The 25,396-nt window shown below is 65.4% G+C and carries 22 protein-coding genes and 2 pseudogenes; 15 read left to right on the top strand and 9 right to left on the bottom strand.

The window, feature by feature from the left end:
- On the top strand, positions 1 to 408 hold the full coding sequence (locus P9220_RS15960) for a DUF4186 domain-containing protein (protein ID WP_309765981.1): 408 nt from the start codon (positions 1 to 3) through the stop codon (positions 406 to 408).
- Between the two features lie 20 nt (positions 409 to 428).
- On the opposite strand, the gene P9220_RS15965 is transcribed toward P9220_RS15960, so the two are convergent.
- Positions 429 to 1,187: a TerC family protein gene (locus tag P9220_RS15965; RefSeq protein WP_309765982.1), complete on the bottom strand. Its 759-nt coding sequence runs from the start codon at positions 1,185 to 1,187 to the stop codon at positions 429 to 431.
- Between the two features lie 271 nt (positions 1,188 to 1,458).
- Here P9220_RS15965 and P9220_RS15970 point away from each other — a divergent pair, with 271 nt between their 5' ends.
- The 6 genes and pseudogenes from P9220_RS15970 to P9220_RS15995 all read left to right on the top strand — a co-directional run bounded on the left by P9220_RS15970 (position 1,459) and on the right by P9220_RS15995 (position 7,890).
- Complete coding sequence (locus P9220_RS15970; RefSeq protein WP_309765984.1) at positions 1,459 to 2,595, top strand: OpgC domain-containing protein; 1,137 nt, start codon at positions 1,459 to 1,461, stop codon at positions 2,593 to 2,595.
- Positions 2,596 to 3,035: 440 nt separating this feature from the next.
- Positions 3,036 to 3,527 (top strand): annotated as a pseudogene (locus tag P9220_RS15975) (acyl-CoA dehydrogenase family protein); the annotation flags it as partial.
- Positions 3,528 to 4,064 (top strand): annotated as a pseudogene (locus tag P9220_RS15980) (DUF1329 domain-containing protein); the annotation flags it as partial.
- Entirely contained in the window at positions 4,024 to 4,236 is a 213-nt protein-coding gene (locus tag P9220_RS15985) for a hypothetical protein (RefSeq protein ID WP_309765985.1), read from the top strand. The pseudogene P9220_RS15980 and the gene P9220_RS15985, both read left to right, overlap by 41 nt.
- 97 nt (positions 4,237 to 4,333) lie before the next feature.
- Positions 4,334 to 5,455, top strand: a complete 1,122-nt coding sequence (locus P9220_RS15990; protein ID WP_309765986.1) for a YCF48-related protein — start codon at positions 4,334 to 4,336, stop codon at positions 5,453 to 5,455.
- 29 nt (positions 5,456 to 5,484) lie between these two features.
- Entirely contained in the window at positions 5,485 to 7,890 is a 2,406-nt protein-coding gene (locus tag P9220_RS15995; protein ID WP_309765987.1) for an MMPL family transporter, read from the top strand.
- A 200-nt stretch (positions 7,891 to 8,090) separates the two neighbouring features.
- Here the strand turns inward: P9220_RS15995 and eutC are convergent, their stop codons facing one another.
- Together eutC and P9220_RS16005 are read right to left on the bottom strand one after the other, a co-directional pair.
- Positions 8,091 to 8,867 carry an ethanolamine ammonia-lyase subunit EutC gene (gene eutC, locus P9220_RS16000; RefSeq protein WP_309765988.1) on the bottom strand — a complete coding sequence of 259 codons (777 nt, stop codon included), beginning with the start codon at positions 8,865 to 8,867 and terminating at the stop codon, positions 8,091 to 8,093.
- On the bottom strand, positions 8,864 to 10,240 hold the full coding sequence (locus P9220_RS16005; RefSeq protein WP_309765989.1) for an ethanolamine ammonia-lyase subunit EutB: 1,377 nt from the start codon (positions 10,238 to 10,240) through the stop codon (positions 8,864 to 8,866). Before P9220_RS16005 ends, eutC begins: the two co-directional genes overlap by 4 nt.
- Positions 10,241 to 10,386: 146 nt before the next feature.
- On the opposite strand from P9220_RS16005, the gene mnmH reads away from it, so the two are divergent.
- Both mnmH and P9220_RS16015 read left to right on the top strand, forming a co-directional pair.
- Positions 10,387 to 11,454: a tRNA 2-selenouridine(34) synthase MnmH gene (mnmH, locus tag P9220_RS16010; RefSeq protein ID WP_309765990.1), complete on the top strand. Its 1,068-nt coding sequence runs from the start codon at positions 10,387 to 10,389 to the stop codon at positions 11,452 to 11,454.
- A gap of 30 nt (positions 11,455 to 11,484) precedes the next feature.
- Entirely contained in the window at positions 11,485 to 12,534 is a 1,050-nt protein-coding gene (locus P9220_RS16015) for a permease (RefSeq protein WP_309765991.1), read from the top strand.
- Positions 12,535 to 12,856: 322 nt separating this feature from the next.
- On the opposite strand, the gene P9220_RS16020 is transcribed toward P9220_RS16015, so the two are convergent.
- From P9220_RS16020 to P9220_RS16030, 3 genes are read right to left on the bottom strand one after another with little or no spacing between them, the layout of a single operon-like run.
- Positions 12,857 to 12,997, bottom strand: a complete 141-nt coding sequence (locus tag P9220_RS16020; protein WP_309765992.1) for a hypothetical protein — start codon at positions 12,995 to 12,997, stop codon at positions 12,857 to 12,859.
- Complete coding sequence (gene cydB / locus P9220_RS16025) at positions 12,975 to 13,976, bottom strand: cytochrome d ubiquinol oxidase subunit II (RefSeq protein ID WP_309765993.1); 1,002 nt, start codon at positions 13,974 to 13,976, stop codon at positions 12,975 to 12,977. The genes P9220_RS16020 and cydB overlap by 23 nt, the downstream gene beginning before the upstream one ends.
- Before the next feature lie 4 nt (positions 13,977 to 13,980).
- Positions 13,981 to 15,384, bottom strand: coding sequence for a cytochrome ubiquinol oxidase subunit I (locus P9220_RS16030; protein ID WP_309765994.1), 1,404 nt, complete (start codon positions 15,382 to 15,384; stop codon positions 13,981 to 13,983).
- A gap of 394 nt (positions 15,385 to 15,778) precedes the next feature.
- Here P9220_RS16030 and P9220_RS16035 point away from each other — a divergent pair, with 394 nt between their 5' ends.
- Positions 15,779 to 16,651: a neutral zinc metallopeptidase gene (locus tag P9220_RS16035; protein WP_309765995.1), complete on the top strand. Its 873-nt coding sequence runs from the start codon at positions 15,779 to 15,781 to the stop codon at positions 16,649 to 16,651.
- A gap of 182 nt (positions 16,652 to 16,833) precedes the next feature.
- Positions 16,834 to 17,736, top strand: coding sequence for a flagellar brake protein (locus P9220_RS16040; RefSeq protein ID WP_309765996.1), 903 nt, complete (start codon positions 16,834 to 16,836; stop codon positions 17,734 to 17,736).
- A gap of 27 nt (positions 17,737 to 17,763) precedes the next feature.
- On the opposite strand, the gene P9220_RS16045 is transcribed toward P9220_RS16040, so the two are convergent.
- Both P9220_RS16045 and P9220_RS16050 read right to left on the bottom strand, forming a co-directional pair.
- Positions 17,764 to 18,417 carry a DsbA family oxidoreductase gene (locus tag P9220_RS16045; RefSeq protein WP_309765997.1) on the bottom strand — a complete coding sequence of 218 codons (654 nt, stop codon included), beginning with the start codon at positions 18,415 to 18,417 and terminating at the stop codon, positions 17,764 to 17,766.
- Between the two features lie 103 nt (positions 18,418 to 18,520).
- Entirely contained in the window at positions 18,521 to 19,861 is a 1,341-nt protein-coding gene (locus tag P9220_RS16050) for an FAD-binding oxidoreductase (RefSeq protein ID WP_309765998.1), read from the bottom strand.
- Between the two features lie 290 nt (positions 19,862 to 20,151).
- Between P9220_RS16050 and P9220_RS16055 the strand changes: the two genes are divergently transcribed.
- On the top strand, positions 20,152 to 20,583 hold the full coding sequence (locus P9220_RS16055; RefSeq protein ID WP_309765999.1) for an OsmC family protein: 432 nt from the start codon (positions 20,152 to 20,154) through the stop codon (positions 20,581 to 20,583).
- A gap of 43 nt (positions 20,584 to 20,626) precedes the next feature.
- On the opposite strand, the gene P9220_RS16060 is transcribed toward P9220_RS16055, so the two are convergent.
- Positions 20,627 to 21,601: a sensor domain-containing diguanylate cyclase gene (locus P9220_RS16060; RefSeq protein ID WP_309766000.1), complete on the bottom strand. Its 975-nt coding sequence runs from the start codon at positions 21,599 to 21,601 to the stop codon at positions 20,627 to 20,629.
- A gap of 268 nt (positions 21,602 to 21,869) precedes the next feature.
- Here P9220_RS16060 and P9220_RS16065 point away from each other — a divergent pair, with 268 nt between their 5' ends.
- From P9220_RS16065 to P9220_RS16075, 3 genes are all read left to right on the top strand, one after another.
- Positions 21,870 to 22,955 carry an ionic transporter y4hA gene (locus P9220_RS16065; RefSeq protein ID WP_309766001.1) on the top strand — a complete coding sequence of 362 codons (1,086 nt, stop codon included), beginning with the start codon at positions 21,870 to 21,872 and terminating at the stop codon, positions 22,953 to 22,955.
- Between the two features lie 128 nt (positions 22,956 to 23,083).
- A complete protein-coding gene (locus P9220_RS16070) occupies positions 23,084 to 23,893 on the top strand; it encodes an ABC transporter substrate-binding protein (RefSeq protein ID WP_309766002.1) in 810 nt (269 codons plus the stop codon).
- An 89-nt stretch (positions 23,894 to 23,982) separates the two neighbouring features.
- Positions 23,983 to 25,104, top strand: coding sequence for a succinylglutamate desuccinylase/aspartoacylase family protein (locus tag P9220_RS16075; RefSeq protein WP_309766003.1), 1,122 nt, complete (start codon positions 23,983 to 23,985; stop codon positions 25,102 to 25,104).
- Positions 25,105 to 25,396 lie beyond the last annotated feature (292 nt).

The raw sequence follows: 25,396 nt of genomic DNA on the forward strand, positions 1-25,396 counted from the left end.
ATGCGCGACCTCGACGCCGTCTTCGAAGCGCTCGCGAAATCGGCGTTTCGCCGGCGTTTTGCGTTGGGCGTGCGGGAAGGGCGGTACGTGCGCGAGCGCGGAATCGAAACGGTGCTCGCGCAGGCGCATGAACTGATCGGCAAGCGCCTCGCCCCGGAAGCGCCGCTGAACGACGGCAAGCAGACGCCGTTTCGCGGGCATCCGGTCTTCATCGCTCAGCATGCGACGGCGACGTGCTGCAGGACGTGCCTCGCCAAATGGCACGGCATCGCGGCGGGCAAGGCGCTCGACGAGGCGGAGCGCCGGCATGTCGTCGACGCAATCGGGCGATGGCTGCGTGCGCAGTCCTTAGCGCATGCGCCCGATGCCGATGCGAACGACAACCCGCAGCGCGAATTGCCGTTCTAGCCGCATCGCTGGCCGGGCGCTCAATGCTTCGCTTCGTGCGGCGCCTGACTCCGGCGCTTGCTCGCCTTGCGCGCCAGCATGTTGAGCCCTTCGACCAGCGCGGAGAACGCCATCGCCGCATAGATATAGCCCTTCGGCACGTGCGAGCCGAAACCTTCGGCGATCAGCGTCATGCCGATCACGAGCAGGAAGCCGAGCGCGAGCATCACGATGGTCGGATTGCGCTCGATGAACCGCGACAGCGGTCCGGCTGCAAACAGCATGACCGTAACCGCCGCGATCACCGCGACGAACATGATCGGAATGTGTTCCGTCATGCCCACGGCCGTCACGATGCTGTCGATAGAAAACACGAGGTCGAGGACGAGAATCTGCCCGATTGCGGACAAGGGCGTGAGCGTGCCGCCCGTCGCGGGGCCGGCGTGTTCATCGTCGTGCGAAACGTGGTGGTGAATCTCCGTCGTCGCTTTCCAGACGAGGAAGACGCCGCCCGCGATCAGGATAAGGTCACGCCACGAGAAGCCGTGGCCGAATGCTTCGAAGATCGGCGTGGTGAGCCGCACGATCAGCGCCACGGTGCCGAGCAGGCCGAGTCGCATCACCAGCGCAAGCCCGATGCCGATACGCTGCGTGCGCGCCCGATGCGCGGCGGGCAGCTTGTTCGTGAGGATCGAGATGAAAATCAGATTGTCGATGCCGAGCACGACCTCCATCACGACAAGAGTCGCGAGGGCGGCCCAGGCCGCGGGATCGGTGACGAGGGCGGCGAAATAGTCCATGCGAGCGTGTAGTGAATGTGAGAAAGAGGGCGTGATCTTAGCGTGCCCCGCCCGCATGATGAAAGCAAGTTGAAAACTTTTCAAGACATGCGGCCGTCGAAAGTTCGTACGCATCTCAAAAAGCGACAAATGTCGAATTTGAAACAGAAAACTCCGTCTGTTCCGATGATGCGCCGCCGCATTTACGGGTAAACTCCTATGCTTCGATGCCGCGTCGCGCGGCCCGCTTTTCAACCGCCTGCGAGCCGCGCAGGAATCCACCATACGCCGCATGTCCGGAAAATCGCAACGCCTCGTCGAGCTGGACTTCTTTCGTGGACTCGTCCTGCTGATCATCGTCGTCGATCATATCGGCGGAAGCATGCTTTCGCGCTTCACGCTGCATGCGTTCGCGCTGAACGACGCCGCCGAAGTCTTCGTCTTCCTCGGCGGATTCGCCACCGCGACGGCGTATGTGTCGCTCGCCGAACGCCGCTCTGAAAGCGCGGCGCGCATGCGCTTCATCAAGCGCGCGTTCGAAATCTATCGCGCTTTCGTCGTCACCGCCGTGTTGATGCTCGTGGCGACGTTCCTTCTGCGGCCGCTCTACGGTCACGCGCCGAACCTGGCGCTCCACGACCTCGACAGCCTGACCGCGGCGCCGTTGTCGTCGATTGGGCAGATTCTGACGTTCGAGCGCCAGCCGTATCTCGCCGCCGTTCTGCCGATGTACGCGCTCTTCGCGCTGTCCGTGCCGCTCGCGCTGCCGCTTGCACGCAGCAAGCCGTGGCTGCTGCTCGGCCTGAGTCTCGTGCTGTGGGCGTGCGCGCCGCAGATCGGCGAATACATGCCTTCCGTCGACGACACCCTCTGGGACTTCAACCCCGCCGCGTGGCAACTGATGTTCATGCTGGGCGTGCTGGCGCGCTGCCAGCCGGTGTATCAGCGGATCGCGTCGCATCGCTTCGGCTGGACGATCAGCGCGGCGGCGCTCGCGCTCATCGCGGGCATGGCGTATTACAAGCTGCTCGTGCTTCCGCCCGTGCTCGACAGCGCCTTCAAGCGCGATCTGGCGGGCGCGCGCGTCGTCAATTTTCTGGCGATCGCATGGATCGCGACGAATCTGGCGCGCTACGGCGTCGTGAAGGCCATTGCGCGGCGTTTGCCGTGGGTCGGGGCGGTCGGGCGCGACGGGATGGTGTGCTTCGTCGCGGGAACGGTGATCTCGCTCGTCGTCGATTCGATTCTCTTCACGATGACCGACGGCCTCATCAATGTGCCAGCGGGTCTTGCTGCCGATGCCATCGCCATTCTTGCGCTGTTGTCGGTGCCGCGACTGCATCAGCCGGTCGCGGAGTGGCTCCGTGCCCGGCGGCCTGTCCCGGCGACGGCGCCAGTCGCGACGGCGGACAGTCAGGCAGTACGCTAATCCGGGGGAAAGAAGCAGCACCTGAGCGTGCTGTTTTTTTCGTCACAAGTAGGCAACTAACGGTCAAATTTTTGGCGCGCCCGAAAAATACCCCGGCGCGCGTCCATGTGCAAGCGCGAAAAACCCCGCCATCGGACACGGGACACGCCCGGCTTGCGTCGGCAGCCCGGCGCGCGGCTCATGTCGCTACTGCGCTCGTCGTTGATCGCCGCGCATCTCTACTCATCGTGAAGGCCGACGCTTCCTCCCTGGCCGCGTCGGCAGCGCCGTCACCCGTCGTTTGGAAAGGGCGCGGAATGCACCGCGTCTCCCTCTCTTCCGGATAGGGGCCGCCGTCCGGACAGCCTGCTGAAATGAAGCTCAATTGATCGTTTCACGGCGCGCGCGAGGCGATGTCCCATTCGCGCGCGCCCTCACACGCTTTCCCGGAGAACAACAAGATGAGCTATCGCGCGCCCATCAGCGACATGCTGTTTGCCATGAAGGAACTCGCCGGTCTCGACGACGTAGCCGCTTTACCGGGCTTCGAAGACGCCACGGCATCCACGGTGGAGTCCGTGCTCGACGAAGCCGCCCGGTTCTTCGGCGCGGTGTGGGCGCCGCTGAACGCCGTCGGCGACCGGCAGCCGGCGCAATGGCGCGATGGCGCGGTCAGCGCCTCGCCAGGATTCAGCGATGCGTTCCGCCGGTTCGCGGAAGGCGGATGGCAAGGGCTTGCACATCCCGTGGAGTATGGCGGGCAGGGCTTGCCGAAACTCGTCGGCGCGGCGTGCCTCGAAATGCAGTCCGGGGCGAATCTCTCGTTGGCGACGTGTCCGTCGCTTACCGACGGCGCGATCGAAGCGCTGCTGATGGCCGGCAGCGAAGCGCAGAAGCGCCGCTATCTGCCGCGCCTCGTCTCCGGCGAATGGTCCGGTACGATGAACTTCTCGGGTTCGTATGACCGCGCGTGGATCCAGATCCTGACGCCGCCGACGCTCGCCGGGCAGACCGCGCTCGTCGACTATTCGAGCAACTATTCCGAAGCGGACCAGGTGAGCTGGGCCTATTTCCCGGCGCAGCGCCGCACCCGCATGGCGCCCGACTACAAGTACGACACCCCGGCGGCAGCGTACGGCGGCGCGCTTTTCTGGGACGAAGGCAACATGTTCCAGGGCCGCATGGACCGTTTCGACTTCAAGCTGACGGGCAAGAAGGAACTCATCGTTCCGTATAACAACTATCGTCTCTCGCAGCTTCCGACTGACGATGTCTTCGGCGCGAAGCACATCAATCCGGATGCGGTCCGCTGGGAGCGCCATCGCGTGTGGGTGGTCGAGGCGACGCTCAAATCGGATGCACGCCACGCCTATTCGAAGCGCACCTTCTACGTGGACGAGGACGGCTGGACCATCGTCGAGGCAGACGGCTACGGTTCACGACGGCAAGATGCGGCGCGTCGGTCTCAACTATCACTTCCCGCTCTATGACGGCGGCGGCGTGTACGCGTTCACCTTCGGCTTTTACGATCTCGCGAAGGGCAACTACTTCCTCACTTACGCGACAGGCGCAAACGGCGCGCCGTTGCTGCGCGTGTCCGACAGCCTGACCAATCCCAATATTTTCACGCAGGCGGGAATGGCGGGGACGGGGCTGCGTTGATGCGCGGCGCATAGCTCGAGGAAAGAGCCCGCAGTCAGTCCGGCGACACGCCGGCGCGACGGCGCGGGCTCGTTACATTGCCCAGATTGAGGTGAAGATGTCCGACAGCAATTGCGTTGGGGAATGGGTGCGCCGCAGCGTTGCATGTTTCGCGCTGATGGCGGCGGCGTCGGTTGCATCGGCGGCGGGTCCGGCGGCATCGGCGGCGTCGAAAGACCCGTTCGTCGATCCGCTCGATGCCCCCGCGCTGCCGCAGACGCGCGTGGCAGGACAGCCGGCGATGGCCGTTGCACGCGCCGGCAAGCGTCTCGTCGCGGCGGGGATGCGCGGGCTGATCGTCATGTCCGACGACGAGGGCAAGACCTGGAAGCAGGCGGCCGTGCCGGTGCGCAGCGATCTGCTCGCGCTGTCGTTTCCGAGCGCGCGGCAAGGCTGGGCCGTGGGACACGACGGCGTCGTGCTGCATAGCGCGGACGGCGGCGAGTCGTGGACGCGCCAGATCGACGGGCGCATCGCGGCAACTTCGCTACCTGCGTACTACAAGGCGCGGATCGCGCGCGGCGACACGTCCGTGCAGCCGTTTCTCGACCAGTTGACGCTCAATTACCGGAACGGCGCGTCGTTGCCGCTGCTGAGCGTGTGGTTCCGCGACGAGCAACATGGCCTCGCGGTCGGCCCGTTCGGCATGGCGATCGCCACCGAAGACGGCGGCAACCGCTGGGAGCCCATTCTCGATCGCTTCGACAATCCGCAGTTCCTGCATCTGAATGGCGTCTTCGGGCAAGGCGGCGAGATTTACGTGGCGGCGGAGCAGGGCGCCGTTTTCCGGCTCGATGCCGCGAGCGGCAAGTTCGTTGCGGTCAGGACGGGCTATGCAGGCAGTTTCTTCGGCGTGACGGGAGACGGAAAGGCACTGTACGCATTCGGCCTGCGCGGGACGATCTTCAAGAGCACGGACCACGGCGCGACGTGGAGCACGGCATCGAGCCCGCTGCATGGCGCGGTGACGGGCGCGGCGCCGGTGCCGTCGCACGAAGGGTTCGCGTTCGTCAGCGCGAGCGGCGAAGCGAGTTTCTACGACGCCCGCGAGAACCGCTTCATGCCGATTGCCATCCCGCGCACGGCCATGCTGACGGGCGTGCTGGTCTTGCCCGGCGACAAGCTCGCGATCACCTCGCTCACGGGCCCCGTGATCGCGTCGATCCGTTCCATCCGCTAACGCAGTTGCACGCCAGAGAGACCACCCGCATGCACCTCAATTCAGATCGTGCCGACCCGAACGAGGTCGTGCGAAACAAAGAGGATTTCGAAGCAAATTCGGGGTCCTGGCTGGAACGGCTGATCTTCAATCATCGGCTGTGGATCGTGACCGTGTGCGCGGTGCTGACCGCGGTGCTCGGCTTCGCGGCGAGCAAGTCGAATGTCAGCGCGAGCTACGAGCGCATGATGCCGCAGTCGAGCCCGTTCATCCGCAATTACCTCGCCAATATCGATTCCTTGCGCTCGCTCGGCAATTCGCTGCGCGTGGTCGTCGAGACGCGCAACGGCAGCGTCTACGACCCGCGCTATCTGAAGACGCTGCGTGAGGTGAACGATCGCATCTATCTGCTGCCCGGTGTGGATCGCGCGTTCGTGAAGTCGCTGTGGATGCCCGTCGTGCGCTGGACGGAAGTGACGGAAAGCGGCTTCCAGGGCGGCCCCGTCATGCCCGACGACTACGACGGCTCGGCCGCGAGCATCGACCGCCTGCGCCAGAACGTCGGGCGCGCGGGCATCGTCGGTTCGCTCGTCGGCGACGATTTGCGTTCGAGCACGATCTTCGTTCCGCTGCTCGATCATTATCCCGACACCGGCAAGCCGCTCGACGCGCGCGCGCTGCAGGCTTCCATCGAGCAAGTTCGCCGCGACTTTGCGCGCGACGGCATCGACATTCGTGTGATCGGGTTCGCCCAGCTGGTCGGCGACCTGATCCAGGGCTTGCAAGTCGCGTTTTATTTCGCCGCCGCCGCCGCGATCGCCGCCGCCGTGATCTATGCCTACACGCGCTGCCTGCGCAGCACGGCGCTCGTGGTCGGCTGTTCGCTGGGCGCGGTCGTGTGGCAGCTCGGCATCGTGCATATGCTCGGCATCGACCTCGATCCTTATTCGATCCTCTGGCCGTTTCTCATTTTCGCGATCGGCGTGTCGCACGGCGCCCAGAAAATGAACGGCATCATGCAGGACATCGGGCGCGGCATCCATCGCTACGTGGCCGCGCGCTACACGTTCCGGCGTCTCTTCCTCGCGGGCCTCACGGCGCTGCTTGCGGACGCGGTCGGCTTCGCCGTCCTGATGCTGATCGACATACCCGTGATCCGCGGACCCGCGCTGTCCGCGAGCGTCGGCGTGGCGGTGCTCATCTTCACGAATCTCGTGTTTCTGCCAGTGATGCTGTCGTACACGGGCGTGAGCGCGTCGGCGGCGGCGCGCAGCCTGCGCGCGCAAGCGCACCATCCGCTGGCCCGCGCACTCGTGCCGTTCACGCGGCGCGGCCCCGCATGTGCCGCCGTGCTGTGCGCGGCGATTCTCTGCGTCGGCGCGGTCGTGATCGGGCAGGGGCTGAAGATCGGCGATCTCGATCCGGGCGCGCCCGAACTGCGCGCGGACTCGCGCTACAACCGCGACAACGCGTATGTGACGAGCCACTACCGGCTGTCCACCGACCAGTTCGCGGTGATCGTCAAGACGCCGCCGGGCGGCATCGCCGATTACAGCACGCTCATGGAGATGGATAACCTCGAGCAGGTGCTGCGCGGCGTCGAGGGCGTGCAGACGACGATGTCGCTGAGCGGCGTGAGCCGTCGCGTCACGGCGGGAAGCTTCGAAGGCGATCCGCGCTGGATGACGATCAGCCGCGATCCGGCCATCACCGCGGCGGCGGTCAACGGAGCTTATGTCGCCAATCCCGAACTGGTCAACGGGGCGCGCACGGTTGCGCCGGTGATCGCGTTCCTGAGCGACCACAAGGCGAAAACGCTCGAAGGCATGGTGAAGGCCGTCGAGGCATTCGGCGCGCAGCACGACACGTCTTCACGCCAGTTTCTGCCGGCGGCGGGCAGCGCGGGCATCGAGGCGGCCACGAACATCGCCGTGGAAAAGGCGAACCGCACGATGCTGCTGCTCGTCTACGCCGCCGTGACCGTGCTGTGCTTCCTGACCTTCCGGAGCTGGCGCGCGGTGGTGGTGGCCGTCGCGCCGCTCGTCGTCACGTCCCTGCTGTGCGAGGCGCTCATGGTGATGCTCGGCATCGGCGTGAAGGTCGCGACGCTGCCCGTCACCGCGCTCGGCGTGGGCATCGGCGTGGACTATGCGCTGTATCTCGTCAGCGTGCAATTGTCGTTGCAGCGGCACGGCGCACCGCTCGCGGAGGCCTACCGTGGCGCGCTGGCGTTCACCGGCAAGGTGATCGCGCTGATCGGCGTGACGCTGGCGGTGTCGGTCGTCACGTGGGCGTGGTCGCCCATCAAGTTTCAGGCCGACATGGGCGTGCTGCTCACGTTCATGTTCGTCTGGAACATGATCGGCGCGCTGGTGCTGATCCCCGCGCTGTCGCACTTCCTGTTGCAAGGGAAGCCGCGTGCGCGAGTGGCGAGCGCTCGCGTCGTGACCGAATGAGGTTGAGTCCCAGGCGTTGGGATGGAGGCGCTGCATTCGCGGAACTTGCAGCGATGTTCGATGAACGCGGCCCGCAGATACGCATCGATGTTCCGCACGATTTCGACGATGCACCGCCGCTCTGCCTGAGCGCCACGCTCGCCGATATCGCCGATATCGCCGCGAGCGCGGTGACGGCGGCGCGTGCGCAGGTTGCCGGCTCAGGCGCTTCCTTCCAGCCGCTTCGCCTCGGCGAAGGACGGCGGCGGCAGTGCGCCGCTGTGGTCCTTCAGCGCCACACCCGTGAGTTTCAGCCGGCGCGCCTCGTTCAGCAGCCAGTGCAGCTTGAACGCGGCGGCGTCGTAGTCAAGTCCTTCTGGCCGCACGTTCGAGATGCAGTTGCGCTCCGCGTCGCTTCGTCCGGCGCGCGGCGCGTACGTGACATAGAGGCCGAGGCTGTCGGGCGAACTGAGGCCGGGCCGCTCGCCGATCATCACCACGACAATCGCTGCCCGCATTAGCTCGCCGACAGGATCGCCGAGTGCAACGCGCGCCTGTGTCGCGATGACAACCGGGCCGACCGACCAGCCGTCGAGCAGCGCGCGCATTCTGGACAGCAGCGGCGCGACGTGGCGCTGCGTCGCGATTGCCGAAAGGCCATCGGCGGCGACGAACACGATGTCGCAACCCGACGCACGCGCGGCGAGGCGCGCCGCGCTGGCATCGTCGAGCATGCGGCCGAGATCGGGCCGACGCAGAAAGTGATCGCGATCCGGCGCGGCGCTCGCGGCCTGAAGCGTATCGAAGCCGGCGGCGTGGATCGCATCGGCGAGGGCGGCCGTGTCGAGCGGATGATGCACTGCGTCCCGCGCCTGCGCATGCGCGAGCTGGAATGCGAGCAGAGGCGCGGTCGGCAAGCTGCTGCCCGCGCGCCCGAGCGCAATGCGCGCGTTCGTGAAGCGGCGCAGCGCGTCCCACGGGTTCGCTTCGATGCTCATGGTTCGATCCAGTCGAGCAGCGGTTGGCCTTGCGCGGGAAGCAGTCCGCCGCGCGTATCCGTGACGCGCATTCTCTCGAGCCACGCTTCGAATTCCGGCGCGCGCTCGAGGTCGAGCGCGCGGCGGATGTACAGCGCGTCGTGGAACGAGGTGCTTTGATAGTTGAGCATCACGTCGTCCGCGCCGGGCACGCCCATGATGAAGTTCACGCCCGCGACGCCGAGCAGCGTCAGAAGCGTGTCCATATCGTCCTGATCGGCTTCGGCATGATTCGTGTAGCAGATGTCGCAGCCCATCGGCACGCCGAGCAGCTTGCCGCAGAAGTGGTCTTCGAGTCCCGCGCGGACGATCTGCCGTCCATCGTAGAGATATTCCGGGCCGATGAAGCCGACGACCGTGTTCGTCAGCAACGGATCGAAGCGGCGCGCGACCGCATACGCCCGCGCCTCGCACGTTTGCTGATCGACGCCGTGATGCGCGTTGGCCGACAACGCGCTGCCCTGGCCGGTTTCGAAGTACATGACGTTATCGCCGACGGTCCCGCGCCCGAGCGACTTCGCGGCATCCTGCGCTTCCTGCAACAGCGCAAGCGATACGCCGAAGCTGGCGTTCGCGCGCTCGGTGCCCGCGACCGACTGAAACACGAGATCGACGGGCGCGCCGTGCTCTATCGCGGTGATGGTGTTGGTGACGTGCGTGAGCACGCAGGATTGCATCGGCACGTCGAAGCGCCGCCGGAAGTCGTCCATCATCCTGAGCAGCGCGGCGATGGCGGCGGGCGAATCGGAGGCCGGATTGACGCCGATGACCGCATCGCCGCAGCCGTAGAAGAGGCCGTCGAGCATGGAGGCGGCGATGCCTTTGGGATCGTCGGTCGGATGATTCGGCTGCAGGCGCACCGAGAGCCGCCCGGGCAGGCCGATCGTCGTCCGGAAGCGCGTGACGACCGGGCGCTTCTTTGCGGCGAGAATCAGATCCTGATTGCGCATGAGCTTCGAAACGGCAGCGGCCATTTCGGGTGTCACGCCCATCTTGATGCGTTCGAGCGCGGCGGTATCGACGCTATCTGAAAGCAGCCACTCGCGGAACTCGCCCACGGTCAGATGCGCAACAGGCGCGAAGGCTTCGGCGTCGTGGCTATCGACGATCAGGCGCGTGACTTCGTCGTGCTCGTACGGGATCAGCGGCTCGTCGAGCAACGTGCGCAACGGCACCTGCGCGAGCGCGAGTTTCGCCGCGACACGCTCTTCCTCCGACGCCGCCGCGACCCCCGCGAGCTCGTCGCCGGAGCGCCGCGGGCTGGCGCGGGCGAGCAGCGTTTTCAGGTCGTCGAAGCGGTATCGGCGTGCGCCGATCGTCTCGTGGTAGCTCATCGCCTGGTCCCGAACCGATGATGCTGTCACTGTAACCGCATTGCATCGCCTGCAAGAAGCGCGACAAAAATCGCGCGCTGAAGCGAATTGGCGAGCCGTGCGATAATTTCGGGCTTCGCCGCCGCCTCTTTTGCGTTGATTTTCCAGTGAAAAACCTGCTCGTTTCCATCGATCGCCTCGGCGATTTCGACGAAATCGTCGATGTCCGCACGCCGCTCGAATTCGCCGAGGATCACATTCCTGGCGCCATCAACGCGCCCGTCCTCGAAAATGAGGAGCGGGTGATCGTCGGCACGATGTACAAGCAGGTTTCGCCGTTCGAGGCGACGCGCGTCGGTGCGGCGATGGTCGCGCGCAATATCGCGCGTCATCTCGATACGCTTTTCGCCGACCGCCCGCGCAACTGGCGGCCGCTCATCTATTGCTGGCGCGGCGGCAAGCGTTCCGGCTCGATGACGACGTGGCTCAACATGATCGGCTGGCAGGCGCGGCAGCTCGACGGCGGCTACAAGAGTTATCGGCGCGACGTGCTCGACCGCCTGACGACGCTGCCGGGGCGCTTCCGTTATGTCGCGCTGATCGGCCATACGGGCAGCGGCAAGACGCGGCTCTTGCAGGCGCTCGGGCAGGCGGGCGCGCAGGTGCTGGACCTGGAAGGGATGGCGGCGCATCGCGGCTCGCTGCTCGGCGCGCTGCCCGGCCGCGAGCAGCCGACGCAAAAAGCGTTCGATTCGGCGCTCGTCGCGACGCTGCGCGGCTTCGATCCGGCGCGGCCCGTGTTCATCGAGGCGGAAGGGCGGCGCATCGGCGCGGTCACGATGCCCGATGCGCTGCTCGACAGCCTGCACGCCGCCGCCTGTGTCGAAGTCGAAGCGCGCCGCGAGGACCGTATCGCGTTCCTGTTGCAGGACTACGCGCATCTTTTCGATGATCCCGCGTTCTTCAAGGCGCAATTGTCCAAGCTCGTTGCGCTGCATAGCCGCGAGCGGGTCGAGCAGTGGCATCGGCTGATCGATGACAATGCGCGCGCCGAGCTGTTCGCCGAACTGATCGACCGTCATTACGATCCCGCCTATGGCCGCAGCAGCCGCGCGCTGTACACGGAGTTGCCGCACGCGGCGCACATGCTGTTCCGGCCGAACGACGCCGACAGTCTCGATCAGGCGAAGGCGCTGCTCGCGCAGTTGTCCGAGACGTCGCCGGTGCTCGGCTGATCCTCTTTGTCCACTCAAGAAACAAGAAATATGACTACGCTTCGACAACCTCGCGTCGCGCTCGGCTGGATGGTGTTCCTGCTGATCGCCGTCGCGGGCCTTTTCTATGTCAAATGGTTCCCCTACTACAACCGCGCGTTCGTCGCGGCGAGCCAGCATTCGATCGGCAAGTCGATTCTGATGGGCACGTCCGCAAGCGCGCCCGAGCCGTCCTGGCAGGCCGCGCTCGACTACGCGATGGCCTACGGCCGGGCGATCTGGCAGGCGATGGTCCTGGGCCTGCTGCTCGGATCGGCGGTCCAGGCGCTGATTCCGCCGCGCTGGGTGGCGCGCGCGCTTGGCGAGCACAACTTCGGCAGCGTCGTGAATGGCGGGCTGATGTCCTTGCCGGGCATGATGTGCACGTGCTGCGCGGCGCCGGTCGTCGCGGGCTTGCGGGCGCGCCAGGCGGCGCCGGGCGCGGCCATTGCGTTCTGGCTGGGCAACACGGTGCTGAATCCGGCGGCGCTGGTTTTCATGGGCTTCGTGCTTGGCTGGCAGTGGACGGGCTTGCGCCTGGTGCTTGGCGTCCTGATGGTGTTCGGCCTCGGCTGTGCGGTGAATCGCATGGTGACGCCGGCGCAGGCGGCGGCATCGCGCGAGGCGTTGTCGAAGCTGATTCAGGAGGACGATCCGGGCACGGCGTTCACGCGCTGGCTGAAGATTCTGGGCCGCATGACGTTGCGCCTCGTGCCGGAGTACATCGTGCTGGTGTTGTTGCTCGGTGCGGCGCGCGCGTGGCTCTTTCCGCACATCGGGCCGGATATCGGCAATGCGGTGCTGTGGATCGTCGCGTTCGCGGTGGCGGGCACGCTGTTCGTGATTCCGACGGCGGGCGAGGTGCCGATTATCCAGGCGATGCTGTCGCTCGGCATGGCGACGGGCCCGGCGGGCGCGTTGCTGATGACGCTGCCGCCGGTGAGCGTGCCGTCGCTGGTGATGCTGGGCAAGTCGTTCCCGCGCAAGGTGCTGGTGTTCGTGGCGGTATCGGTGGTTGGGTTCGGGATCGCGGGCGGCGTGGTGGCGGGGTGGTTGTTCTAGGCATCGGGAACGGCAATCCGGTCAGCAGACCGATGGTTCGAATCGAGCCAAGGAGCTCGGAGGACGCGAGGGGTCAGCGGGCGCGCAAGGTAATTCAAGGCTCCTTACAAGCTGAGTGCCGCTGATGTTCTACGAAGTGAACACGCAAGTTCGTGCATCGTGCGGTTCGGAGAAAAGCTGCTTTCTTTGGTGACTACCGTTGTATGGGACAAGAGTAAGGCGCTGAAGCGCCAACTCTGGTCGACAGCCAAGAAAGTTACCCCCCGTCGGGGAGGCGGCTACTGCATGAACCACGCGTACTTGCCTGAAGATGCCACGGCGACTAAAACCCCGCCGAAGCCCCCCACTTGATGAGCAATTTGAACGGCAGGGCGAGCAACATCGTCCCGCCGACCCCGGCAATCCAGAGCGCAAGAAACCAGAAAACCCCGCGCATGCGCTCAGTGATAGTGATGTTCGCCATGCCGCACCTTCCCTCTGAAGACCCAATACCCCAACGTCGTATAAGCGACGATCACCGGCAAGATCACAGCCGCACCAACGATGGTGAATAGCTGGCTGGACCGCGGCGCCGCCGCATCCCAGATCGAGACGCCGGGAAAAATATCGTGCGGCGAGATGCTCGCCACAAGCCCGGCATAGCCGAGCAACACGAACCCGAGCGCCATCGCGAACGGCCGCTTCTCATGACGCGAATCGATGGACCGTCGCATCGCCCATGCGCAAGCCGCGACGAGCACCGGCACGGGCAGCATCCGATAGAACAGCGGCGAATCGAACCAGCGCGACGCGATGTCCGCATCGAGCAACGGCGTCCATACGCTGACGACGGCGATCGTCGCAAGCTGCAAGAGCGTCAGCGGCCACACGACGCGATACATCCGCCGCTGCAGATCGCCTTCGGTCTTCGCGATGAGCCAGCACGCGCCCAGCAGCGCATACGTGACGACGAGCGCGCCGCCGGTGAACATGGAAAACGGCGTGAACCAGCCGAAGGCATCGCCCGAAAAGCGTCCGTCCGCCACCGGGATGCCTTCGAGGAACGCGCCGAGCGCCACGCCCTGAAAGAACGTCGCACCCGCCGATCCGCCGATGAACGCAAGATCCCACATGTGCCGGGTGCGTGTCGCCTTGGATCGAATCTCGAACGACACACCCCGGAAAATCAGGCACACGAGCATCAGCACGAGCGGCAGATAGAGCGCCGAAAGCACGGTCGAGTAGACCATCGGGAACGCGGCGAAAAGCCCCGCGCCGCCAAGCACGAGCCACGTTTCGTTGCCGTCCCAGACCGGCGCGACGGTGTTCATCATCACGTCGCGGTCGTGCTGGTCCGGAAAGAACGGGAAGAGAATGCCGATGCCGAGGTCGAAGCCGTCGAGCACCACGTACATGAAGAGGCCCAACGCGATGATCGCGGCCCAGGCAATGGTCAGGTCCATGTTCTTACGCTCCTTCGATGGACTGAGTAGGCAAGGAAAGCGGACGGCGCGCGGTGCCTTCCGGTAAAGGCTCGTGCGGCGTCTGTCCCGGCAGCGCGGGGCCCTGGCGCAGCAGCTTCAGCAGATAGTAGATGCCCGTGCCGAAGACGATCGTGTACACGATCACGAACGCCAGCAGCGACACGCCCACTTGCTGCGCGGTGACCGGCGACACCGCATCTGCCGTACGCATCACGCCGTACACGACCCACGGCTGACGCCCGGCCTCCGTCGTCACCCAGCCGGCGAGCAGCGTGATGAAACCGGTCGGGCCCATCCACAGTACGAAACGATGAAACCAGCGCGCTTCGAACAACCGGCGCCTGCGATGCAGCAGCCACGACGCCACCGACATCGCGATCATCAGCACACCGAGGCCGACCATCACGCGAAAGCTCCAGAACACGATCGTCGAGTTCGGGCGCTCGTTCTTCGGAAACGACTTGAGGCCGCGGATTTCGCCGTCCCAGCTATGCGTGAGGATCAGGCTGCCGAGGTGCGGCACCTGCACCGCGTACTTCGTCGTTTCGGCTTCCATGTCGGGGATGCCGAACAGGTTCAGCGCCGTGCCGCCTTTCTCGGTCTCCCAGATGCCTTCGATCGCCGCGATCTTCGCCGGCTGATGCTCGCGGGTGTTGATGCCGTGCGCGTCGCCGACGAGCGCCTGGATCGGGGTCAGCGCGAGCAGCAGCCAGAGCGCCATCGAGAATGTCTTCTTGATCGCCGGATCGCGCCGGCCCTTCAGCAGATGCCACGCGCCGGTCGCGGCCACCACCAGCGCGGCGACGATGAACGCGGCGATCGCCATGTGCGCGAGCCGATACGGGAACGAGGGATTGAAGATGATCGCGAACCAGTCGACCGGAACGACGTGATCGCCCTCGATGCGAAAGCCTTGCGGCGTCTGCATCCAGCTATTCGAAGCCAGGATCCAGAAGGTCGAAATGAGTGTGCCGATGGCGACCATCAGCGTCGCGCCGAAGTGCGCCTTCGGACCGACCTTGTTCCAGCCGAACAGCATGATGCCGAGGAAGCCCGCTTCGAGGAAGAACGCGGTCATCACTTCGTAGGTCAACAGCGGCCCGGTGATCGGACCGGCGAAGGTGGAGAAGCCGCCCCAGTTGGTGCCGAATTCGTACGCCATCACGACGCCCGACACCACGCCCATTCCGAACGCCACGGCGAAAACCTTCGACCAGAAGAGGCACAGTTCCTTGTAGACGGGCTTGCCCGTTCTGAGCCAGGCGCCTTCGAGCACGGCGATGAAGCTCGCGAGCCCGATGCTCAGCGCAGGAAAGATGATGTGAAACGATACGGTGAACGCGAACTGTATCCGCGCCAGATCGATTGCTTCAGGAGTCGAGTGCATGATGACTTGTGTTTTGAAATTCACGCGCGCCCGTGGGTGAGACCGGGCCGGCCGTGTGTCGGGACGATTGCCTCGGATCACGGCCGCAGCTTAGCGCCGAAAATGCACGACTGTTGCGCTGCGTCAGAGATGTCGCATTGCGCGGAAATGCCGCAGTTTCAAGGGCTTAGCACCTGTATCCAATTGATATTGCTTGTTTTTCGAGATGATCGGCGTACGTGTCCGGTGGTGCACGCGGCGCGCTTCTCGCGACAATCGACCGCACTGCATCACACGCGTTTCGGCGGAATCGGCGAAGAAGTTTCACGTCTGCGCTGCGCGGAAGCGCCGTGGCGCCCGGGTACGATATTGGCTTTCGAAAAGCGCGTGACGCGCGAACAAAAGGAGAACCAACATGCGCCTCGATGATGAAAGCGAAAGTCGGAACGTCGAAGACCGGCGGGGATCGGGCGGCTTCGGCATCGGCGGGGGAACGGTCGGCATCGGCACGATCGTCCTGGCGCTGGCTGCGTCGTACTTTTTCGGCATCAATCCAATGACGATCATCAACGGCGCGCAAGTGCTTCAGGGCAACGCGCCGCAACGTCAGGCCGCGCCTAACAACGCGGAACCGGCTCACGATGCCGGCGCCGTGTTCGTGCGCCGTGTGCTCGGCAACACGGAGCGCACGTGGCAGCACATCTTCCGAACGCAGTTCAACCAGGACTATCCGGCGCCGAAGCTGGTGCTTTTCACGGGCGGCACGCAGACGGCCTGCGGCATGGGGCAGGCGGCGATGGGGCCGTTCTATTGCCCGGCGGATCGCAACGTGTATATCGACCTTTCGTTCTATCGCGAACTGCGGGATCGCTTCGGTGCAAGCGGCGACTTCGCGCAGGCGTATGTGATCGCGCACGAGGTCGGGCATCACGTGCAGAACGTGCTTGGCGTCTCGGACAAGGTCGACCGCGCGCGCTCGCGGATGTCGCGTGAGCAGGCGAATGCGTTGTCGGTGCGAGTGGAGTTGCAGGCCGACTGCTTCGCGGGCGTCTGGGCGGCGGTCGCGCAACAGCAAAACGCGAAGCTGATCGAGCCGGGCGACTTCGAGCAGGGGCTGAACGCGGCGGGCGCCATCGGCGATGACCGCTTGCAGCAGCAGTCCCAAGGGCGGGTGGTGCCCGAAGCATTCACGCACGGAACGAGCGCGCAGCGGCAGCGATGGTTGCGGCGAGGGTTATCGACCGGCGACATCCGCCAATGCGACACGTACTCGGCGCAAACGCTCTGAACTTATTTGGCGACGTGCGTTTTTATGCGCATAACACTGGTTTCTTGGCGATCGCGAAGCGGTACGAATAACCGAAGTTACAGGGCGTTTCGTCCCGCTATGTAATGCTTGCCGAAAAACGCTTGACGGCGTCGCGCGCACCTAGGAGGATTGCAACAAACACTTAAGAATAATCCGACCAAATGCTCGCAGAACCCGTCCTTGAGAAACGACCGGCTCTCGTCCGTCTTCATGCAGCCGACATTCCGCTGAAAGCGCCGCTCCAATGGCCGATCCTCGCGCCCGACGGCGCGGTGCTCTTCGACAGCGGCACCGTCGTTCCCGACGAAACCGCCCGCGCTTTCCTTTACCGCCATTTCGAGCCGCATCGTCCATCGCGGGAGACGGCGCTGGCTCCGGCCTCCCTCGACGCAAACGCCGACGGCCCGCCGACACTCGAGGACATCGGCCTCGCGATAGGCGGGCGCGTCGGCCTGCGCGGCGGCAGTATCTCCGGGTCGGCAATGTACGCAAGCCGCGTGATCGGCTTCTCCAACCCGCGCCGCAACGGCGAGCGATCGCTTTTCGTGACGCAGCCGGTGATGACCGGTGTCGCGCCGCTCGAACTGACGCGCGGCGAACAGGTCGATCTGGTCGCGCTGACGGGACGCGGCGTGTTCCGCTTTGCCTGCACCGTCGATGCGACCAGCCGCGAGCCGTTCAACTACGTGGTGTTATCGGCGCCGGGTGCGATTCGCCGTCTGCGAGCACGCAAGTTCGCACGATTGCCGACTCGGCTCGGCGCGCGCTTCTCGAACGAAGCGGCCGCGAATGCGATTCCGCAACTAGGCCGCGTCGCGGATATCAGCCCGTATGGCATGTCGCTGTCAGTGCCCACGGCGACCGCCAGCGCCGGTGATCGCCTGAGGCTTTCGTTCCGCTTCAGCACCGATGGCGTCGATGTCCAGATCGACACGACCGCGATCGTGCGCCACGTCGGCACGGCGGAATCCGGTGCGCCGGGCGCGGCGTACGGGCTCGAATTCGAAGCGCTCGATCCCTCGCAGCGCATCGCGTTGAAGTCGTTCATGGCCGAGCACAGCTAACCGCGGCTGCGCCCGCCGCCTTCCGAATCAGCTTCCGGGAAAGCCGTCGGGAAACAGCCGCTCGATCGCCGCCTCGTAATGCTGGATCGGCGCGGCGCCGCGCAGAGCGATCGGGGGCGGCGGTTCCTGGCCCGGCGCGGGTTCGCGCGACAGCACGGCGAACGGCACGCCGCTCACGCCGAGCTTCTTTGCGAACTCTTCGTCTTCGACGACGAGATCGGTGTACGTGCCGTCATCGAGCGATTCTTCCAGCAGTTCCGGATCGATGCCGCAGGTCGCGGCGATATCGATGAGCGCGTCGGGATCGCCGATGTCGATGCCTTCCTCGAAGTACGCCTTGAAGATCGCGCGATGAACGACGTCGTAGCGGCCAGACTCACGCGCGAACAGCGCCGTTTCGAACGCCTTGCGGCTGCGCGGTGCGACCGGCGGCAGGCGCATCAGAAGGCCGCGTTCTTCGGCGAGCGGACGCACCGATTTTTCCCACGAATCCAGGATGTAATCGCTATTCGGATCGAGCAGCGGCGCGGGTTCGGGGCGAAGCTCGAACGCATGCCAGCGAATCTCGACGGCATCCCCGTACGCGTTGCGCAACTGGTCGAGCACCGGCGTTTCCAGATAGCAGAAAGGACACACGAAATCGGACCAAACATCAACGAATAAAAGGGGCGTGGATGCCATGAAAGCCTCAAGCAAAAGGTGCGGCGGCCAGCGCGCAATGCGCCGGCCGCAAAACCGGTATGTTAGCGCGCCGTGCTGCGCCGCGTCGGATCGGCAGGCGCGCTCAGAAACCGCCGTCCAGCTCGATACGGCTGCCGTCGAAGAAGCGCGAAAGACGGAACGCGTGCGGATCGACGAGCGGTGCATCGTTGGCGACGATGTCGGCCATCAGCTTGCCCGCGCCCGGCCCGATGCCGAAGCCGTGCCCCGAGAATCCCGTCGCGATGAAAAGCCCGGGCGTGCGTTCGACACCGGAGATCACGGGCACCGCGTCCGGCGTCACGTCGATATAGCCGGCCCAGGCCTGTTCGACCGTGAGATGTGCGAGCGACGGAAAGATCGCCCGGAACTCGGCGAGCGCGGTCGCGTTGAAGGCGTCGACGGGCGCGGGATCGAGCGTGCGTACGGATTCGAAGACGGTCGGCCGATCGAGCGGCCAGCGGCGCGGACGGCGCAGTTCTTCGAAAAAGCGTGCGTTGAAACCGAGCTTGATCGAGCCGAACTGGCTCTTGAGCGCGGGAAGAAACTTCGCGAATAGCCGGAAGCTGTCGGGCGTGATGTCGCTGTAGCTGCGAAACGCATTGGCGATGGTATAGCCGCCGTCGATGCGCTTGCGGTATCCGAGCGCCTGATTGCATGCGCTGACTTCCGGCCCGCCGGGTAGCGCAGCGGTGCGGACCACCGACGAGCGCACCATGAGTTGCGGCACGTCGACGTCGAGGTTCCCCGCGAAAAGACGCGTCCATGCGCCGCCCGCGACGACCACGCTCTGACAGCGTATGCGTCCATGCTCGGTCACGACGCCGCTCACCGCGCCGCCGCTCGTTTCGACGCCGCGCACCGCGCAGGGCATTGCGATCTTGACGCCGCGCTGGCGCAGCGCCGCGGCCATCGCGGGCACGGCGCGTTGCGGTTCGGCGCGGCCATCGCTCGGCGTATAGATGCCGCCCGCGAATCGGCGCGCGGAGCCGGGCATCAGCGCGGCGGTTTCGTCGGGCGAGACAATGCGCGAATCGATCGCGTCGCGGCCCACTTTTGCGACGGCGCGCGCGAGCCACGATTCGTGATCAGCGAGCGCCCGGCTGTCGTCGGCGGCGTAGAGGATGCCGCATTCGCGATAGCCGCTATCGATGCCGAGATCGGTGTCCATGCGCCGCCACAGCTTCAGGCTTTCGAGGCTCAGCTCGAGCTCGCGCAAATCGCGATGCGTCGCCCGGCACCAGCCCCAGTTGCGGCTCGACTGCTCGCCCGCGATGTGTCCTTTCTCGCAGACGGCGACAGACAATCCTTTCTCCGCGAGAAAGCGCGCCGTGCTGATCCCGATGACGCCGCCCCCGACGACGACCACGTCGACGCTGTCGGGCAACGCTCGGTCTTCCGCGATGCGGTCGGTTGGCGGCCCCATCTTATGCGGCCTCTTTGCTTGCAGTGCGTGTCATGTGTTCCTTCGTCCACGGTCGATCATCCGGCGAGGATGCTAAGGGAATCGGCGCGCTTTGGCCATCGGCGCAAAAAATTCGCGGCGCCGCTCCGCGACGCGGGCGCTGCATCGCCGGGTGGTATCCGCTACGATGAGCGCGAGGCATCGCGTCGGCGACCTCGGGCACATCGCGTGCAATCAATCCGCGCTGCTGACGCAGTAGCCCGGCCGGCAAGGGCCGGTCATCGCAATCCCATCTTTCATGGAGAACTCTCGTGCAAAAGACTGCATCGGCGAAATGGAGCGGCGGCATCAAGGATGGCAAGGGATTCATCTCGACACAGACCGGCGTGCTCAATGACGCGCCGTACGGATTCAAGTCGCGCTTCGAAGAAGGGCCGGGCACCAATCCCGAAGAACTGATCGGCGCCGCGCACGCGGGCTGCTTCACGATGGCGCTTTCGCTGCAACTCGAGCAAGCGGGCATGAAGGCCGAAAGCCTCGAGACGAAGTCGACGGTCACGCTCGAGAAGGACGGCGAAGGCTTCACGATCACCTCGTGTCAGCTCGATTTGAAGGCGAAGATTCCCGGCGCCGACAAGGCCGCGTTCGACAAGGCTGCGCAGGCCGCGAAGGAGGGCTGCCCGGTCTCGAAGCTGTTCGCCGGGAACGCCAAGATCACGTTGAACGCGGAACTGGAGTCCTGACCCGGACCGTTTCGCCCGCGTTTCCCGCGACGGCCTGCGCGCATCAATGCCGCAGGCCGTTTTTTTGCGCCATCTTGTGCGCGTACATCCGGCTGTCGCTGGCCGCGAGCAGGTCGATGACCGTCGCATGGCGCGCGGGATCGTACTGCGTCTGTCCCACGCTGAAGCGGATGTCGTAGCCGCGCTCGGCTGTCGCTTCGTGGCCGTCGAGCGTCACCCGCAGGCGATCGAGCGCGCGGGACGTTTCATCGTCGCCGGCATCGGTCAGAAGCGCGACGAATTCGTCGCCGCCCAGCCGGCCGATCACATCGGTCTGCCGGAACGAAGTGCGCAGCGCGGCGGCGAAGGTCGCGAGCGCGCGGTCGCCTTCGACGTGGCCGTACGTATCGTTGATCTGCTTGAAGCCGTCGAGATCGAAGAACAGCAGCGATGCGCGGCGCCCCATGCGCCGGCACACGTTCAGCGCATGTTGCGCGAGCGCTTCGAAGCCGCGACGGTTCGGGATGAGCGTGAGGTCGTCGACGGTGGCGAGCTCGATCGCCGCCAGTTCCTGTTCCGCGATATGCGCAAGATCGAGCAGCAGCCCGCGCTGCGCGGCGTCGAGCGTGCGCGGACGCCGGTCGATGAGGCACAGCGTACCGAGCCGCGCGCCGTTGGGCACGGTGAGCGGCTGGCCTGCATAGAAGCGAATGTGCGGCTCCCCGACGACGAGCGGATTGTCGCGGAAGCGGTTATCGGCGCGGGCGTCGGGAATCATCAGCAGGTCGTCCTGCAGGATGGCGTGCGAGCAGAACGACACATCACGCGGCGTCTCGCGCGCTTCGAGTCCTGTGCAGGACTTGAACCACTGGCGATTTTCGTCGATGAGGCTTACGAGCGCGATGGGCACATCGAACAGATGCCGCGCGAGGCGTGTAAGCCGGTCGAAGCGTTCTTCGGGCGGGGTGTCGAGGATACGCAGCGTGCGCAGCGTGGCAAGGCGGGTCGATTCGTTCTCGGGTTTCGGGGCGACGAGCATGAAGTCTCCTGTTCCTCCTGCAGGGTTGCGCGATGATCGATGCAAGTGAACATATTGTCCGGCAAATACGAAATCTGCGGTCGGATTGTCGAGAATCCAACCGCGATGCCGCGCGCCGGCCGTTTCCGGCGGCTATCATGCCCGAGACATGCGGCTGTCTGGCGCAGCGCTCTCATGGCACGCTTGCAGCGCGGGCCGGTCGGATTACCTCGCCGTATCGCGCAAGTCCTGAAACGACGATTCCCTTTACCCATCCACCGGAGCGCCGATGAAACACAAGCTGAACTGGACCATCCTCGCGCCGATCGCGGCGATTGTCGTGCTCGCCGCCGCCGCGTTCGTCCACAACGCGCTGATGACGGGCCTGTCGGCCGTTGCGCTGGCGCTCGCGGTGTTCGCCGCCGTGCATCACGCGGAAGTGGTCGCGCATCGCGTCGGGGAGCCGTTCGGCACACTGGTGCTGGCCATCGCCGTGACGGTGATCGAAGTCGCGCTGATCGTCTCGGTGATGCTCTCCGGCGGCCCGGAAAAAGCCGGCCTGCCGCGCGATACCGTGTTCGCCGCGATCATGATCTGCAGTTGCGGAATCGTCGGCCTGTGTCTGCTCGTGGGCGGCTTGCGGCATCACGAGCAGGATTTCCAGTTGCAGGGCGCGAGCGCGGCGCTTGCCATTCTTTGCGCGTTATCCGTGATGACGCTCGTGCTGCCGAACTTCACGAGCACGGTCGTCGGGCCGGCGTTGTCGACCTCGCAACTGGTTTTCGTGGGCGTCATCTCGCTCGTGCTGTATGTGGTCTTCGTGTTCGTGCAGACGATCCGTCACCGCGATTACTTTCTCCCCACCGCCGCGAAAACGGCCGTCGCCGAGGACGACGCCCCGCACGCGCCGCCGCCGACCAACGCCGAAGCGTGGTTCGCGCTCGCGCTCCTGCTGGTTTCGCTCGTGGCGGTCGTGGGACTCGCCAAGCTGCTTTCGCCGGCGGTCGAGGCAGCCGTCGAAGCGGCGGGCGCGCCGGAGGCCGTGGTCGGCGTCGTGATCGCAGCGCTCGTGCTGCTGCCCGAAGGACTGGCGGCGGTGCGGGCGGCGCGGCTCGACCGCATCCAGACGAGCCTGAATCTCGCACTGGGTTCGGCGCTGGCGAGCATCGGCCTGACGATACCGACGGTGGCCGTCGTGTCGATCGCCATCGGTCAGCCGATCGCCCTCGGCCTCGCGCCGAAGGAAATCACGATGCTCGCGCTCACGCTCCTCGTATCGGTCATCACGCTCGGCACCGGGCGGTCGACGGTGCTGCAGGGCGTCGTGCATCTGGTGATTTTCGCGGCGTTCCTGTTCCTCTCCGTGGTGCCATGACGCGGGCTCAAGTGCTCTTCGCCGGCGTGCCGATTTGTTACACTTCAGGGTTTTCCCGCAAGGGCTCTATCGCGCGCCCGCTGCCGGCTCGGCGCGCCAGCATTTACCGCATGTCTCGAAGGATTGGAATGTCGCACAAGAAGTTCGCCAGCAAGACCGCATCGTTCGCCCTGCGGGCGGTGCTCGCCGCCGTCGCCGTCACGTCGTTCGCCGCTCACGCCAGGGACATCACGCAGATCCGCTTCGCCGTCGATCCGTCGTATCCGCCGTTCGAGTCGAAACAGGCGGACGGCAAGCTCGTCGGTTTCGATATCGACCTGGGCAACGCCCTTTGCGCGCAGATGAAGGTTAAATGCGTGTGGGTCGAGAACAATTTCGACGGCATGATTCCCGGCCTGAAAGCCCGCAAGTTCGACGCCGTGCTGTCCGACATGGGCATCACCGAAGAGCGTCTGAAGCAGATCGACTTCACGGTTCCGCTCTATGACACCCACGCGCAACTCGTGGCGCGCGCCGGCTCCGGGATTCTGCCGACGGCGCAGGCGCTGAAGGGCAAGCGCGTCGGCGTGGAGCAGGGCACGGTGCAGGAACGCTACGCGAAGGCGAAGTGGGAGCCGCAGGGCGTGCAGGTCGTCGCGTACGGCGATCAGGAGCAGGTGGAGTCGGACCTCGTCGCGGGCCGCATCGACGCGATGTTCACCGACGCCGCGCAAGCCGCCATCGGCTTTCTGAAGAAGCCGCAGGGCAAGCCGTTCGCACTCGTCGGGTCGATCGTCGAAGACAAGGCGATCATCGGTCCGGGCACGGCCATCGGCTTGCGCAAGGGCGACGCGGACTTGCAGAAGGGCCTGAATCAGGCGTTCGCCGAGTTGCAGAAGAACGGCACGTTCAAGCGCATCATGGCGAAGTACTTCGAGACCGACGTGTCCATCCAGTAAGCGCTCGATCGCACCGGCGCAAGCACGAAAAGGCATCGCTCGCGGTGCCTTTCTTTTTTCTCACGCGGCTTTCTGAAGGATTTCCGCCGATGCAGGTACACAGCCATCCGCTCGCCGGCGCGTCGCCCGGCACCGAGCGGGCGATCACGAGCTATCGGTTCGGGCCGCAGGGCTACGAGGCGCCCAAGGTCTATATTCAGGCGTCGCTGCACGCGGACGAGTTGCCGGGCATCGTCGTCGCGTGGCTGCTCAGGCGGCGGTTCGCCGACCTTGAGGCAGCGGGCAGGCTGCACGCGCGCATCGTGCTCGTGCCGGTCGCCAATCCGGCGGGGCTGAACCAGCACTGGTTCGGCGCGCAGATGGGGCGCTTCGACATGCGCTCGGGGCATGACTTCAACCGGCGCTTTCCCGATCCCGGCCCCGCGCTCGCGATGCAACTCGACGGCCGTCTGACCGGCGACCTCGACCACAACGCGCGGCTGATTCGCGCGGCGCTGCGCGCGCATCTGGCGGCGCAGACGGGCGCGACCGAACTGGAGTCTCAACGTATCGCGCTGATGCGCCTTGCCTGCGATGCGGATGTCGTCATCGATCTGCATTGCGACTGGGAAGCCGTCCCGCATCTCTACACGACGCCGGAAGCGTGGCCGTCGATCGAGCCGCTCGCGCGTTACCTCGGCAGCGAGGCGCAGCTGCTCGCGGATGTCTCGGGCGGCGAGCCCTTCGACGAGGCGTGCGCGTCCGCGTGGCGTTATCTGCGGGGCGCGTTCGGCGGCCGGTTTCCCATACCGGCGGGCGTCACGCCCGTCACGCTGGAACTGCGCGGCGTGCGCGACGTATCGCACGACACTGCCGCCCGCGACGCTCAGGCGATTGTCGATTACCTGACGCATGCCGGCTTCATCGACGGCGACGCGCCCGAGCCGCCCGCGCTGCGCCGTCCCGCGACGCCGCTCGCTGGCTGCGATTACGTGCATTCGCCGTCATCCGGCGTGATTCTGCATGCCTGCGACGTGGGCGATACCGTCCGCGCAGGCGATGTCGTCGCCGAAATTCTCGACCCGCTGGACGACAGGCTCGTGCCGCTCGTCGCGCAGACGGACGGCGTGCTCTACGCGCGACATTGGACGCGTTTTGCGACGGCAGGCATGCTCGTCGCGCGGATCGCGGGTGAGGGGGCAGCGCGGGAAGGCGACCTGCTGGTGCCGTGATTGAGAGGAAAAATGACCGGCGACTTTTCAGCGAACGTTGTAGCTTTTTTTGACAATTGGTTGCAATGCAGCATGAAAGGCGTATAGTTAGGGTTATCCCCTAGCTACTTACCCTGAGAGACGCTCATGAAGACCACCGCTCAACAATCTGTGCTCGTTTCGTTCGGTTCGTGGGTGCGCGCAGCGAAGGCTGCGGTGCTTCGCGAGTGGAATCGTGCTTTGCAACTGCATCTGCAAAACTGCGAAATCCTCGTTGAATCGTATCGCCGCAAGTAAGACGCGCCATACGTCC

Origin of the sequence: Caballeronia sp. LZ016 (genome assembly GCF_031450805.1) — a bacterium.
GTDB lineage: Bacteria > Pseudomonadota > Gammaproteobacteria > Burkholderiales > Burkholderiaceae > Caballeronia.